Source organism: Nocardioides pakistanensis, assembly GCF_054781215.1.
The window spans coordinates 78,813-91,909 of sequence record NZ_BAAGUV010000002.1 but is presented as its reverse complement, the minus strand read 5'-3'; the positions used below and the strand labels follow the sequence as shown (position 1 = coordinate 91,909).

15 protein-coding genes are annotated in these 13,097 nt (G+C 71.9%); 4 read left to right on the top strand and 11 right to left on the bottom strand.

Annotated features, from left to right (window positions below; translation table 11 throughout):
- Positions 1–7 precede the first annotated feature (7 nt).
- Together ACYVIH_RS00505 and ACYVIH_RS00500 are read right to left on the bottom strand one after the other, a co-directional pair.
- Complete coding sequence (locus ACYVIH_RS00505) at positions 8–1,267, bottom strand: transketolase C-terminal domain-containing protein (RefSeq protein WP_460864730.1); 1,260 nt, start codon at positions 1,265–1,267, stop codon at positions 8–10.
- Positions 1,260–1,841 (bottom strand): 2-oxoacid:acceptor oxidoreductase family protein, encoded by a 582-nt coding sequence (locus tag ACYVIH_RS00500; protein WP_460864727.1) that lies wholly within the window; start codon positions 1,839–1,841, stop codon positions 1,260–1,262. The genes ACYVIH_RS00505 and ACYVIH_RS00500 overlap by 8 nt, the downstream gene beginning before the upstream one ends.
- Before the next feature lie 271 nt (positions 1,842–2,112).
- Here ACYVIH_RS00500 and ACYVIH_RS00495 point away from each other — a divergent pair, with 271 nt between their 5' ends.
- Positions 2,113–3,099 carry a patatin-like phospholipase family protein gene (locus ACYVIH_RS00495; protein ID WP_460864725.1) on the top strand — a complete coding sequence of 329 codons (987 nt, stop codon included), beginning with the start codon at positions 2,113–2,115 and terminating at the stop codon, positions 3,097–3,099.
- A gap of 9 nt (positions 3,100–3,108) precedes the next feature.
- Here ACYVIH_RS00495 and ACYVIH_RS00490 read toward each other — a convergent pair whose 3' ends face one another.
- From ACYVIH_RS00490 to ACYVIH_RS00460, 7 genes are all read right to left on the bottom strand, one after another.
- Positions 3,109–3,237 (bottom strand): hypothetical protein, encoded by a 129-nt coding sequence (locus tag ACYVIH_RS00490; protein ID WP_460864723.1) that lies wholly within the window; start codon positions 3,235–3,237, stop codon positions 3,109–3,111.
- Between the two features lie 22 nt (positions 3,238–3,259).
- Positions 3,260–4,012, bottom strand: a complete 753-nt coding sequence (locus tag ACYVIH_RS00485; protein ID WP_460864721.1) for an SGNH/GDSL hydrolase family protein — start codon at positions 4,010–4,012, stop codon at positions 3,260–3,262.
- A complete protein-coding gene (locus tag ACYVIH_RS00480) occupies positions 4,009–4,893 on the bottom strand; it encodes an alpha/beta hydrolase (protein WP_460864719.1) in 885 nt (294 codons plus the stop codon). The genes ACYVIH_RS00485 and ACYVIH_RS00480 overlap by 4 nt, the downstream gene beginning before the upstream one ends.
- Before the next feature lies 1 nt (position 4,894).
- A complete protein-coding gene (locus tag ACYVIH_RS00475) occupies positions 4,895–5,206 on the bottom strand; it encodes a putative quinol monooxygenase (RefSeq protein WP_460864717.1) in 312 nt (103 codons plus the stop codon).
- Between the two features lie 166 nt (positions 5,207–5,372).
- Positions 5,373–6,200, bottom strand: coding sequence for a hypothetical protein (locus ACYVIH_RS00470; protein WP_460864715.1), 828 nt, complete (start codon positions 6,198–6,200; stop codon positions 5,373–5,375).
- Positions 6,201–6,329: 129 nt separating this feature from the next.
- Entirely contained in the window at positions 6,330–7,712 is a 1,383-nt protein-coding gene (locus ACYVIH_RS00465) for a sensor histidine kinase (protein ID WP_460864713.1), read from the bottom strand.
- Positions 7,702–8,397 carry a response regulator transcription factor gene (locus tag ACYVIH_RS00460; RefSeq protein WP_460864709.1) on the bottom strand — a complete coding sequence of 232 codons (696 nt, stop codon included), beginning with the start codon at positions 8,395–8,397 and terminating at the stop codon, positions 7,702–7,704. Before ACYVIH_RS00460 ends, ACYVIH_RS00465 begins: the two co-directional genes overlap by 11 nt.
- A 148-nt stretch (positions 8,398–8,545) precedes the next feature.
- On the opposite strand from ACYVIH_RS00460, the gene ACYVIH_RS00455 reads away from it, so the two are divergent.
- Positions 8,546–9,286, top strand: coding sequence for a DUF2202 domain-containing protein (locus ACYVIH_RS00455; protein ID WP_460864708.1), 741 nt, complete (start codon positions 8,546–8,548; stop codon positions 9,284–9,286).
- 66 nt (positions 9,287–9,352) lie between these two features.
- Here the strand turns inward: ACYVIH_RS00455 and ACYVIH_RS00450 are convergent, their stop codons facing one another.
- Both ACYVIH_RS00450 and ACYVIH_RS00445 read right to left on the bottom strand, forming a co-directional pair.
- Complete coding sequence (locus ACYVIH_RS00450; protein ID WP_460864706.1) at positions 9,353–10,315, bottom strand: hypothetical protein; 963 nt, start codon at positions 10,313–10,315, stop codon at positions 9,353–9,355.
- 158 nt (positions 10,316–10,473) lie between these two features.
- Entirely contained in the window at positions 10,474–10,950 is a 477-nt protein-coding gene (locus ACYVIH_RS00445) for an L-2-amino-thiazoline-4-carboxylic acid hydrolase (protein WP_460864704.1), read from the bottom strand.
- 493 nt (positions 10,951–11,443) lie between these two features.
- On the opposite strand from ACYVIH_RS00445, the gene ACYVIH_RS00440 reads away from it, so the two are divergent.
- Together ACYVIH_RS00440 and ACYVIH_RS00435 are read left to right on the top strand one after the other, a co-directional pair.
- Positions 11,444–12,922, top strand: coding sequence for an FAD-dependent monooxygenase (locus ACYVIH_RS00440; RefSeq protein ID WP_460864701.1), 1,479 nt, complete (start codon positions 11,444–11,446; stop codon positions 12,920–12,922).
- Complete coding sequence (locus ACYVIH_RS00435) at positions 12,919–13,089, top strand: hypothetical protein (RefSeq protein ID WP_460864698.1); 171 nt, start codon at positions 12,919–12,921, stop codon at positions 13,087–13,089. Before ACYVIH_RS00440 ends, ACYVIH_RS00435 begins: the two co-directional genes overlap by 4 nt.
- The last annotated feature ends 8 nt before the right edge of the window (positions 13,090–13,097 follow it).

Here is a 13,097-nt window from a genome sequence, read left to right as displayed (position 1 = left end):
TGCAGCCCTAGCGGGTTCCGGATGCGACGGTGCCGATGTCGCGCAGCATGTTCTCGGCGTGCGGACCGGGCCTGGCCCCACGACGGGCTCGCTCGAGCTCGCGCTGCACCAGGGCCACGTCGAGGTCGAGGAAGTGCATCCGGTGGGCGTCGACCTGGCCGGCGAGCACGTCGTCGAACAGGTCGCGCAGCGAGACGCGGGTGATCGGCCTGCCCCCGAGACCGGCCACGACGTCGTACACCTCGATCGGGAGGCCGGACAGCGCCAGCCGGACGTTCTGCCCGACGATGCCGCCGGCGCCGACCGCGAACGCCTTCTCGACGACGACCACGCGCTTGGCGTTCTGCAGCGCCTCGCGGACCTCGTCGACCGGCCAGGGCCGGAAGCAGCCGATGCCGAGCACCCCGATCGGCACGCCCTCGTCGCGCATCGCGTCGACGACGTCCTCGATCGTGCCCAGCACCGACCCGAGCGCGACGACGACGGTCTCGGCGCCCTCGGTGCGGTAGGGCCGCACCAGGCCGCCGGAGTCGCGGCCGAACTGCTCCTTGAACTCCTGGGCGATCACCGGGATCTCGTCGAGCGCCGCGACCTGCTTGGCGTGCATGAGGTACTTCACCTCCGCGAACGCCTCCGGTCCGACCATCGCCCCGATCGTCACCGGGTCATTCGGGTCGAGCGACTGCTGCGGGCTGAACGGCGGGAGGTAGGCGTCGACCTGCTCCTGGCCGGGGAGGTCGACCCGCTCGAAGGCATGGGTGAGCACGAACCCGTCCATGCAGACCATGACCGGCACCGACAGCGACTCCGCGAGCCGGTAGGCCTGGATGTGCAGGTCGACGGCCTCCTGGTTGGACTCGGCGTAGAGCTGGATCCAGCCCGAGTCGCGCATCGACATCGCGTCGGAGTGGTCGTTCCAGATGTTGATCGGGGCGCCGATCGCGCGGTTGGCCACCGTCATCACGATCGGCAACCCCAGGCCCGAGGCGTTGAACAGCGCCTCGGCCATGAACAGCAGGCCCTGGCTGGAGGTGGCGGTGTAGGTGCGTGCACCCGCCCCGGAGGCCCCGATGCACGCCGACATCGCGCCGAACTCCGACTCGACCATCATGTACTCGCAGCGCTCGAGCTCGCCGGTGCGCACCCGGTCCGACAGGGACTCGACGATGTGGGTCTGCGGGGAGATCGGGTAGGCGGCGATCACCTCCGGCCGGCACAGCGTGACTGCCCGGGCGACCGCCTGCGAGCCCTCGATCTGCTCAAGCATGAGCCGTCCTCCTCATCACGTCCTGCACATGGGCGAAGGCCGCCTCGGCGGCCTTCACGTTGCCCTCTCCGACCGCTCCGGCGAACCGGTCGCGGATGGCGCCGGCTACGGCGCCCAGGCTCACCTCGCCGGTCAGCGCGGCGAACCCGCCCAGCAGCGCGGCGTTCGGCAGCGGCCGCCCCAGGTGCTCACGGGCGAACTCGGTGGCGGGTACGGCGACCACCCGGTCGGCCTTCATCCCCGCGATCACGTCCTCGAGCCCCATCTCGTCGAGCTCCTTCGAGGTGTTCACCAGCAGGTACCCGTCCGAGCGGAGTCCGGCGAACAGGTTGACCTGGTGCAGCAGCGTCGGGTCCTGCACGATCAGGGCGTCCGGCTCCGTGATCGGCTCTCGCAGCCGGATCGGAAGGTCGTCGATGCGGCAGAACGACACCACCGGCGCCCCGGTCCGCTCCGAGCCGAACGTGGGGAAGGCCTGCGCGTGGCGGCCCTCGTCGAACGCGGCCACCGACAGCATCTCGGCCGCGGTGACGGCTCCCTGGCCGCCTCTTCCATGAATGCGTACCGCGAACATCGCGCCTCCTCTTCCCGGAGGTTAAGTCGCGACGAAACGGCCGAATAAGGGCCCTTGGGCCCCACTCCGGGGGGCCAACGGCCGACCGGCCGGTAACCGCCCCGGTCGTCGAGGAGCGAGCGAAGCGAGCGTCTCGAGACCTCCGGGCCACGACTGCGCGCCCGTCGAACATGCAGCTCGACGGTACGGCGGGCCGCCACCTGCGGTCTTGCGCCGGTCCGGGCGGTAGCTGCATGTTCGACGGACCGCTGTGGTGGCTAGCATCGGGGCCGTGCCCGAACCCACACGTGTCGCGCTGGCCCTGGGCAGCGGAGGAGCCCGCGGTTACGCGCACATCGGCGTGATCGAGGTGCTCGAGGAGCGCGGCTACGACGTGGTGAGCACTGCCGGCACCTCGATGGGCGCCCTCGTCGGCGGCCTCCACGCCGCCGGCCAGCTCGAGGCCTACACCGAGTGGGCCCGCAGCCTGACCCAGCGCAACGTGCTCCGCCTGCTGGACCCCTCGATCAAGGCGCCCGGCGCGATCCGCGCCGACAAGATCCTGGCCCGGGTCAGCGAGCTCCTCGGCGGCGCCCGGATCGAGGAGCTGCCGATCCCGTTCACCGCGGTGGCCACCGACCTGCTGGCGCGCAAGGAGGTGTGGTTCCAGCAGGGTCCGGTCGACATGGCGATCCGGGCCTCGATCGCCCTGCCCAGCATCATCACGCCGGTGATGCTCAACGGCCGGCTGCTGGTCGACGGCGGCCTGATGAACCCGATCCCGATCGCGCCCACGACGGCCGCCCATGCAGAGCTCACGATCGCGGTCTCGCTCGGTGGTGAGCCGGAGAGCCATCGCGGCGCCGGACCGGTCCAGGAGTCGGCCGAGCCGCGACCGGCCGAGGAGTGGCTGGACCGGTTCCGCCGCTCGGCCGCGCAGGTGCTCGATCGCGACCTGGTGCGAGCCGTGGTCGCCCGGTTCCCCGGTGGCAGAGGTACGACGGGCGGGGCCGACACGGCCGAACTCGCCGAGGAGACCGTCGAGGAGGTCTTCGGCGCGCTACCGCCGGGGCTGCGGATGCTCGACGTGATGGACCTGTCCATCGACGCGATGCAGAGCCTGGTGACGCGCTACCGCCTGGCGGGCTATCCCCCGGACCTGATGATCACGATCCGCAAGGACGCCTGCCGGACGCTGGACTTCCACAAGGCCGACGAGATGATCGCGCTGGGTCGACAGGCAACGCTCGATGCGCTGGACGCGTTCGAGAGCCGCTGACCCGCGCGCTCACCTGCGCTGGTGGGCGTCCATGACTCCGTGCCGCACGGCCAGCCGGATGACCCAGTAGGCCACCTCGACCGGCACGATCAGTCCGACGACTCCGAGCAGCACCAGCTCGACGGGTCCGAGGTTCATGGGGCGACGCTACCTCCCCCGATCAGTCCCACGGGCGGAGCTCGGGGCGCTTGCAGACCCGGGTCTCCTCGGGTCGTCGCCCGTGGAGCCGACCCCACAGCCACGGCGCGAGGTGCGTGGCCACCCAGGCCACCTCGCGGGCGACCACGAACGGCAGCGGGCTGGTGGTCGCGGGCGGCAGCGGCTCGCGCCAGTCGCCAGCGTCGACGCCGAGGCTCTCGGCGAGCGCGAGGGCCACCCGCCGGTGCCCCTCGCTGTTGGCGTGCAGCCGGTCGTCGTGCCACAGCGCCGGGTCCGCGGCCAGCGGCTCGGCGGCGAGGTCGGCTACCGCGGTGCCGTAGCGGTCGGCGGCCTCGAGGACGATCTCGTTCAGCGCGTGCAGCCGCCGGCGGAGCACGCGTGCCAGCGGGGCGACCCGGGACATGTCCGGCATCGTGAACGCCGCGACCTGTGCCCCGGACTCGGTGAGAGCGGCGTGCATGGCGAGCAGGTCCTCGCGCAGGTCGCCCGCGTCGAAGCGGGGACGCAGCACGTCGTTGACGCCGGCCACCACCACGGCGATGTCGGGCTCCAGGTCCAGCGCCCGGTCCAGCTGGGTGTCGCGGACCTCGCGCGCGGTCATCCCGCGCACCGCGAGGTTGGCGTACGTCAGGTCGGGATGGACGGCCGCCAGGTGCCCGGCGAGCCGGTCGGCCCAGCCGACGTACACACCGTCGGGGCCGGGGTCCTCGAGGCCCTCGACGGTGCTGTCGCCGATCGCGACGTACCTGGTCACGACACCGGCACGTGACGGTGCAGGAACGCGATCTGGTCGGCGACCACGCTCTCGAACTCCTCACCGTCGTAGATGTCGAAGTGGCCGACCGGGCGGTGCACGACCTCCGCCCTCGGCGCCTTGTTGACCAGCCGGCTGGTGGTGCGCGCCGGGGCGACGGTGTCCTTGTCGGTGATCGTGACGTGCAACGGGCAGCGCACCTTGCGCGCGCGGGCACCGGGTCGGTAGCGCAGGATGTCGAACGCGACCCGCGCAGCGGCCTCGTTGCGGAAGGCCACCCCCTCGGGCACCAGCGCCAGGTAGCCGGGGCGAGCGTCGGGCGCGGTCATCAGTGCCGTCGTGCCCGGGTCACCGGCCAAGGGGACCGTCACCGGGGCACCGCCCCGGCGTGCCGAGACCAGGTCGCGGACCGCCCGGGCGACCACGCGGAGCGAGGTCAGCGGCGGGATCGCCAGCGTGGAGGCGATTCCGTCGGTGAAGGGGCACTGGGCGATGGCAGCCGCGACCGGTACGTCCGCCGCCGTCGCGATGACGTGTCCTCCGCCGAGCGAGGATCCCCAGATGGCGACGCGGTCGCCGTCGACCTCCGGAAGGGTGCGGGCGTAGGCGATCGCCGACCGCCAGTCCTCGAGCTCGCGAGCCACCGAGAGCAGCTGTCGGGGCTCGCCGCCGCTGGCCCCGAAGTGCCGGTAGTCGAAGACCAGGCAGGCGTAGCCGGCCGCCGTGAACCGCTCGGCGTAGGCGTCGAGCCGCATCTCGCGGATCGCGCCGAGCCCGTGGCCCATCACGACCACCGGGGCAGGGCCGGACGCATCGGGGAGGTACAGCCAGGCGGCGCACTCGGCGTCACCGGAGCGGAAGCGGACGTCGCGGCGGGTCATCTCAGACCAGCCGGCCCTGCTGCGAGGTGCCGAGGGGCACCGGCTGGAGCAGCTTCAGGTCGAGCGGCTCGGCCAGCTTCCCGTCGAGCGCGGCCATCAGCGCCTTGAACGGCTCTCCTCCGCCGTGTGCCTGCATCGCCTCGCCGTCGGCCCACTGCTCGATGAGCACGAACGCGTCCTTGGACTCGTGCAACGCGTACAGGTCGCAGCCGGGCTCGGCATGCACGGCCGGCACCGACTCCTGGAGGGCGGCGAGCACGTCCTCGCGGTGCTCCGGAGTGGGCGTGATGGTGGCGACGGCGACGATCGGCATCGGCTCTCCTCGGGCGTGGCGCCGGCTGCTCCGGCGCGCGCGGCAGGGTCGCGGGCGAGCCTAGCGGCAGGTCGGTCCGGCACGAGGTGCTCGTCTCAGGGTCGGGCCCGGACACAGAACGACTGCCGGGAGCGACATCGTCAGCTCCCGGCAGCCGCGGTCTGGGTCAGCTGTGCTTCGGCGTGACCGTCGCCTTGCGCATCTCGACCATCTGGCTGACGAACTCCCAGCCGAGCTCGCGGACCTGGCCGTAGATCGCCTTCAGGTCCTCCTTGGTGGTGGCGTTCTCCGCAGCGACCTGCAGCTGCGCGACGCGCGCCTGGTAGGTCGCGACCGCCTCCAGGAGCGGCTCCTTGACCGAGGCGTCCATGTCGGAGTCGCTCAGCCGGTCGGCCAGCCCGGCGAGGAAGGCCTCGGCGCGGCTGAGCTTGAAGACCAGTGCCTTCTTGTGCATCGCCACCGCGTCGGCCTCGGTGAGCTCACGCTTCTTGACCGTGCCGTCCCGGTGCGCGACCTTCGCGCGCTCGGCCTTGATCTTCATCGCCTTGCGCTCGGCCTGGGCACCGGCGATCCGGTCGCGGTACCAGTCGATGTCCCGCTTCTCCGACTCCTCGCCGTCCCAGTCGCGGTCCCGGTCGTGCTCGTCCCAGTGGCGCTTGCGCTTGCCGTCGTAGCGGTCACCGTCCTTGTGGCGGTACTCGCCCCTGCGGCGGTGGTCGTCGCGATCACCGTCGTAGCGGCTCTCCTTGTAGCCCTCGTGGTCGTCGCGGTCGCCGTCGTCGTGACCGTCGTACCGATCACTGTCGTGATCGTCGTCGTAGTCCTTGTCCTCGTAGTCCTTCTCGTAGTCGCCGTGGTGCTCGCGGTCCCCGTCGTGGTGCCGCGAGGAGTACCCGTCACGGTCACCGTCGGCGGCAGCAGGTGCCACGCCCATGCCGAGTGCCACGGATCCGGCGAGGACGGCTGCAGCGAAGTGCTTGGCAGTGCGCTTCATCAGATCTACTCCCGAGATTTGCTGGCAACCCCACAGGGCTCTCCTGCAAGGCGGGACTCTCGGTGCCGGCTTCGGCGCCGAGGCGCCCACACAGGCCGCCTACCCGGGTCGAGGTGGTCTAAACCGGTCCTAGCGGCGGAATTCGGGCACCGGGTCCACCACCTGAGACGCCCCCGCCGGCAGCGTGACGGTGAACGTCGTACCGGTCCTGCCGTCGGACTCCGCGGTGACGGTGCCGTGCATCGCCTCGACCAGGCTGCGTACGACGGCCAGGCCGAGGCCCGAGCCGGGCACCCCCTCCTGTCGCGGGCCGCGCCAGAACCGGTCGAACACGTGCTCCAGGTCGTCAGGGGCGATCCCCGGCCCGGTGTCGGCGACGACCAGGCGCACGGGCCCACCGGCCGCACCGTCGACACGCACGCGGACGGAGTCACCGGCGCAGCAGTGCCGCGCGCAGTTCTCCAGGAGGTTCCCGAGCACCTGGTGCAGCCGCTCGGCGTCACCGCGCACCCACGCCGGGGCCGGCGGCACCGCGAGGTCCACGGCGATCTCGGCAGCCCGCAGCTGCGCGGTCCGGGCGTCGACCTCCTGCCGGGCCAGCGCGCCCAGCTCGACCGGTTCGTGCTTCACCGCGCGGGTGGCGCCCTCCGCGGCGAACAACGCGTCCAGGTCGCCGACGATCCGGCCGACCCGCAGGGACTGGTCGTGCAGCCGGGCCAGCGCCGCCGGGTCGGCCGGGGCGAGCCCGTCGCGGAGCTCCTCGAGCCCTGCCTGGAGCGCCGCCAGCGGGGTGCGCAACTCGTGCGCGACGTCGGCGGCCATCCGCGCCCGGGAGCCCTCCGCCCGGCGTACGGCGGTCACCGCCTCCTCGAACGCCTCCGCGAGCTCACCCAGCTCGCCGACCCCGCGCTCGCGGACCACCGTGTCGCGCTCCCCCGCGGCGAACGAGCGCGCTGCCTCGGTCAGCGCCGCGACCGGCCGACTGAGCTGGCGTGACACCCACCACGCGGCGAGCAGCGCGAGCAGCAGCGCTGTCACGCCGGCGGCGATGATCCAGGTCCAGGCCAGCGGCCGGCCCGAGTCCGCCGCCGGTCCGAAGGCGAGCACGACGTCGCCGACCCGGTCGCCGGCCACGACGACCTCGGCGATCACCCTGCCGACGCCCATGCCCATCCCCTGCATGCCGCCGCGGTGCATGCCGTTGCCGCGCGCGGGCCACACCACCGACCCGTCGCTGTCCTGGACGAACAGCATCGCCCCGCCGCCCTCGGCCGCGGACTCCGCGCGGGTCAGGTCGGCGCCGTCCCAGCCGCCGGCGCGGGCGTAGGCGTCGGCTGCATCGTCGGCCACCCGTTCGGCGACCGACTGCCGCTGGCTCTCGCTCTGCGACGACAGGCCCCGCTCGGAGCCGACCAGCCCGGCCGCGGTCACGAGCGCGATCGTCACCAGCACCACGCCCGCGAAGGCGATCAGGAAGCGGCGCCCCAGCGGGCCGAGGCCCTCACCGGTCATGGCCGAGCCCAAGCCGGTAGCCGACCCCGGTGACGGTCTCCACCACGCGGGCCCCCTCGTCACCGATCTTGTGGCGGAGGTTCTTCACGTGCGAGTCGATGCTGCGCTCGTAGCCGGAGAACTCGTAGCCGCGGACCCGGTTGACCAGCTCGTAGCGGGAGAACGGTCGGCCCGGCACGGAGGCGAGCGAGGTGAGGATCCCCCACTCGGTTGGGGTCAGGTCGAGCAGCCTCCCGTCGATGCGGGCCTCGCGCCGCTGCGCGTCCACGACGAGCCGCCCACCGCCGTACGACACCACGTCGGGGTCCTGCTCACCCCCGCCCAGGCTGCGTCCGAGCACCGCCCCGACGCGCAGCACCACCTCCGTGGGGCTGAACGGCTTGGTCACGTAGTCGTCGGCGCCCAGGCTGAGCCCGGAGATCCGGTCCTCGACGGTGGAGCGCGCGGTGAGCACGACCACGGGGGTACGACGCTCGCCCTCCCGCGCGACCCGCAGCACCTCGGTGCCGTCCACATCCGGCAGGCCGAGGTCGAGCACGACGAGGTCGGCACTGCCCGAGGTGACGAGCCGGATCGCCTCCGCGCCGGAGTCGGTGCTGAGCACGGCGTGGCCGGCGCGCTCGAGGTAGCGGCGCAGCAGCTCGCGGATCTCCCGCTCGTCCTCGACGACGAGAACCGTGCTCATGGCCTCATCCTCGCACCCGGCGCCGGCGGGGCCGGGGACCGCGAGCGACCTCCACATCTTCTCCACATCGGCCGCACGGGATCTGCACAGCCGCGACCGAGGCTGGAGGAACGAAACAGGGCGAGCGCCCGCAACGAAGGAGGACATCATGCGCACCAAGGCAATGGTCGCCGCGGCACTGGCGGCCGGAGTGGTGGGAGCCGGGATCGTGGCGGCACCGACCGTCATGGCTGCCGACGACAGCGACCCGGCGCCCTTCGGCCAGCGGTGGAACGACGGCGACAACGACGACTGGGGCGGCCCCGGTCGCGGCAGGTTCGACGGGCGCGGCATGGGTCCCGGCATGGGCATGGGCGGCGGCCAGATGGGCGGCGGGATGGGTCGTGGTTTCGGCCCCGGTGACGGGACCGGTCCCCGCGCCGACGGCGACTGCCCGATGTACGACGACCTCGCCACCGGGACGATGACCGACGCGCAGAAGGCCCAGCTGTCCGACTACGCCGAGCTCGAGAAGCTGTCCCACGACGTCTACGTGGCGCTGGCCGACGAGACCGGGGACTACCGGTTCGAGCGGATCGCCTACTCCGAGAGCCGGCACCTGGCTGCGCTGCGGAACGTGATGGACCGCTACGGCGTCGACGACCCGACCGACGGCCTGGCCGAGGGCAAGTTCGCCAGCAGCGAGGTCACCGCGCAGTACAAGGAGTACGTCGCCGACGGCTCGACGTCGCTCGCCGCAGCACTCGACGTCGCCAAGGAGATCGAGACCGACGACATCGCCGAGCTCGAGAAGGCGGCCGAAGGACTCGACAAGGCCCCCGCCGCCCAGCAGGTGTACGAGCACCTGGCCGCGGCGTCGCAGATGCACCTCGAGGTGTTCTCCCGCTGAGCCCTGACCACTCGGCCGCCGTTCCTCTCCGAGCGGTGGCCGAGTCGCGTGCCCCGGCTACTGCGCTCAGCGTCCGCGGTCGTACCAGTCGAGCACCCGCAGAGCCCGCAGCGTGTTCCACCGGCTGGGAGACCCGTCGCCGTCCTCGAGCTCGAACCAGGTCTCGCCCGGGTGGGTGTTCTCGAGCAGCCAGGTGCCATCCGGCTGCCGCTTGTCGCGGACCAGCTGGACCGCGTCGGCGACCCGCTCGTCGGGGGCGTCCCCCGTGCGGCGGAAGTAGTCGAGCGCCCGCAGGACGTCATAGTGCCAGCGTGGTGGCCACGAGAACTGCAGCCAGCGCTCGGCCGGCACCTCACCGGTCCGCTTGCTCCTGAACAGCTGCCGCTCGAGCAGGTACTCCTCGCCGCGTCGGCGTGCCTCGGCGACCGGTATCCCGCCCCCCGCCTGTTGGTACTCGAGCAGCCCCTCCAGCACGCAGATCGTCGAGTCGAACGACGACACCGTGGCACCGTGCTCGGCCCAGCAGTTCCACCCGCCGTCCCCGAGCTGTGCCTCGAGCAGACCGGCCACGAGCGCGTCGACGTCGGCACCGAAGTAGGCACCGATCGTCGCCGTCCGGCCGTTGATGCACGGCTCCACCTCGCCGTCGAAGAACGCCTGGCCGTCGTGCTCCCAGCGACAGTTATCCGTCACCAACGTGATCGTCTCGCGTGCGGCCTCGCTCGCCGGGTCCAGGCCGAGGTCACGCAGCAGCATCAGCGTAGGCAGCGTCGAGGTCCACGGCTGACTGACGGAGAAGTCCGGCTCGATGCCGGCCCGCCAGTCGTCGACGACGCGCCGCGGGAAGCATGCGCCACCGTCCCACTGTCCGTCACGGTCACGCAGGGCCAGCAACCGGGCCGTCCAGCCCTCGCTCGCCAGCCGGGCACGTTCGGCGGCCACCTGCTCAGCGGGCGCAGGGACCAGGTCGCGCAGCACCTGCCACCGGATGGCCGGGTCGCCGTCGAGGAGCCAGTCCGTGACCTCCATAGGTGCGATCGTAGACCTCGCGCACCGATATGTGACCGGGTCTCGCAGGGGTACGGACCGACGTGCACTCGCGGTGGACGACGCAGGGTTCCAGGCTCGGACGACGTCGGTCCTGCGTCCGAGTGCACGTCCGACCGGCCCTTGCGAGGTGTGGCGGGCTACGGCGTCACCTGAGGGGTGTGGCGCCCGCAGCTGCGTTCCGGGAACTCGGGCGGCCAGGTCGCCACCGTCTGCCCGGGAACGTGCCAGCGGAAGTCACAGCGGTCGCAGCCCCAGGCCAAGGTCTTCGTGCGAGTCAGCCCAGCTCCGGCGGCCTCGGCGGTGACGTAGTCGAGATGGCAGAGGTACGGCGTCAGCTCGTCGGCCGCCTGTGCGTGCAGGAACTTGACGATCCCGCACTCGGTGATGTCGATTCCCCAGTCGAACGGCTGGCCCGCACCGTCGACGACCTCAACCACCCAGTCACCGGGGTAGCGCCGCTGCTGGGTCCACGCGGCCTGCTTCTCAGCCCTCGCCCTGCGGGGACGGAGGACCCGCGCCCGGACCGGCATGGGGACACGTCCGACCATGTTCCGTGCGTAGTCGTAGGCCACGTGCCCGGCGTCCTGTGCGTCACCGCCGTGACGCACGACCACCCGAACACCGCCAGCAGCATCGCCGACGCGTCGAGGTTCGACGCCCACCGGTTCCGGTGCCCACCCACATAGGGCACCTGGGGGATCAAGGTCCTGTACTCCTCGACCATCTCCTCGCGCATGGCAGCGACCATGGAGGGGGCGAAGCGCTGGGCCAGCGACTCCGTGTCCCGGTCCAGGAAGCGCTGGAAGCGGTGCACCTTCCAGCGAGTGGCGAGGTCGTTGCGTGCTACATCCAGAACGTCCATGACGCCCACCTCCCGGGACCTCGAGCTCTGGCCGTCGCCGACCGTGGTCCCAGTTGCACGCTAGACGTCGTGGAGGCTCGCAGGGCAGTGGCGAAGGACCCTTTGTCGCTGCGGCCGGAGACGACGAAGGCAAGGAGCCCGACAGCTCCTTGCCACTTCCAAGGTATAGCGGGACCGGGGTCTTGCGGCAAGGCCCCTGTCGTGCCCCAGACTTCTCGGCCGGACTGAGAGAAGCGGGGTGGGGCATGAGTGAAGTGACCATCGTCGGCAGCGGGCCGACCGGTCTGATGCTGGCGGGTGAGCTGGCGCTGGCCGGGGTGGAGGTCGAGATCCTCGAGCGACGTACGACGGCCGACCTTGTCGGGCACCGCGCTCGCGGGTTCCACGCACGCACGATCGAGATCCTCGACCAGCGCGGCATCGTCGACCGGTTCCTGGCCGAGGGGCAGACGGTGCAGGTGCTGAGCTTCGGCAGCACGCCTCTACCCTTCGACGGGTTGCCCTCCCGGCACCCCTACACCCTCGGCCTGGGACAGGTCCACGTGGAGCGGATCCTGCTCGGCTGGGTCGAGGAGCTGGGTGTGCCGGTCCATCGGGGGGTCGAGGTCACCGGCTTCACGCAGGACGACACCGGAGTCGACGTCCGTCTCGCCGACGGCGGGCCGCTGCGAACGGCGTACCTGGTCGGGGCCGATGGTGGGCGCAGCGTCATCCGCAGGGCTGCCGGCATCGACTTCGTCGGCGCGGAGGCGACCCGGAGCCACCTGATCGCCGAGGTCGAGGTGACCCAGGAGGTCCCCACCGGCATCCGGCTCGACGACGTCGGCATCCACGCGCTGAACCTGATGGAGGACGGTCGCACCGTGGGGATCGTGGTGACGGAACAGGAGCTCGGCCCGGCCAGGGAGCCAAGTCTGGCGGAGCTCGGCGAGGCGCTGAGGGCGGTCTACGGCACGGACTTCGGGGTGCACGCCCCGCGGTGGATCTCGAGGTTCACCGACGCCACCAGGCAGGCGGTCGCCTACCGCAGTGGGCGGGTGCTGCTCGCCGGGGACGCGGCGCACGTCCATCCACCAACCGGCGGACAAGGGATCGGGCTCGGGGTCCAGGACGCGGTCAACCTCGGTTGGAAGCTCGCCCAGGTCGTGCGGGGCGTCTCACCCGGATCCCTGTTGGACACGTATCAGGCGGAGCGGCATCCGGCCACCGAACGGGTCCTGAGGAACGTCATGACGCAGGCCCTCCTCCAACGCGGCGATGCGCGGACCGGGGCGCTGCGAGACACCTTCTCCGAGCTGCTGAGCTCCGAGGGACCACGCGTGCAGCTCGCAGGGCTCCTGTCGGGTCTCGATGTCCGCCATGACCTCGGCGAGGGCCACGCCCTGCTCGGTCGTCGCATGCCGGACCTCGACCTGACCACCGCCGACGGCACCACACGCGTCTTCGAGCTGCTCCGTGATGCCCGGCCGGTGCTGCTCGACCTCGGTGGCCCAGAGAGCATCGACATCGCCCCGTGGGCCGACCGGGTCCGGCACGTCCGGGCCCAGCACGCAGGAGCCTGGGAGCTGCCCGTCGTCGGTGGCGTCACCGCCCCCTCCGCTGTCCTGATCCGGCCCGATGGGCACGTGGCCTGGGTCGGAGACGGAACGCGGTCCGGGCTCCTCGACGCGCTCACGACGTGGTTCGGCGAACCCGCGGGACGAGTGGCTAGTCTCGGAGCATGACAGCAGACGCAGACCCGGCGCGGGAGGACCGGCCCGAACCGGACTACCGGACGCTCCCGCCGCAGGTGCGACTCGACGACACGAACGAGAGCGTCGACCCCGGCCCGGTTCCGGAGCCCGAGGCCGGGCGGAACCTCGACCAGCATCGCGCCCTGCGCGACGACTGAACGGCCGG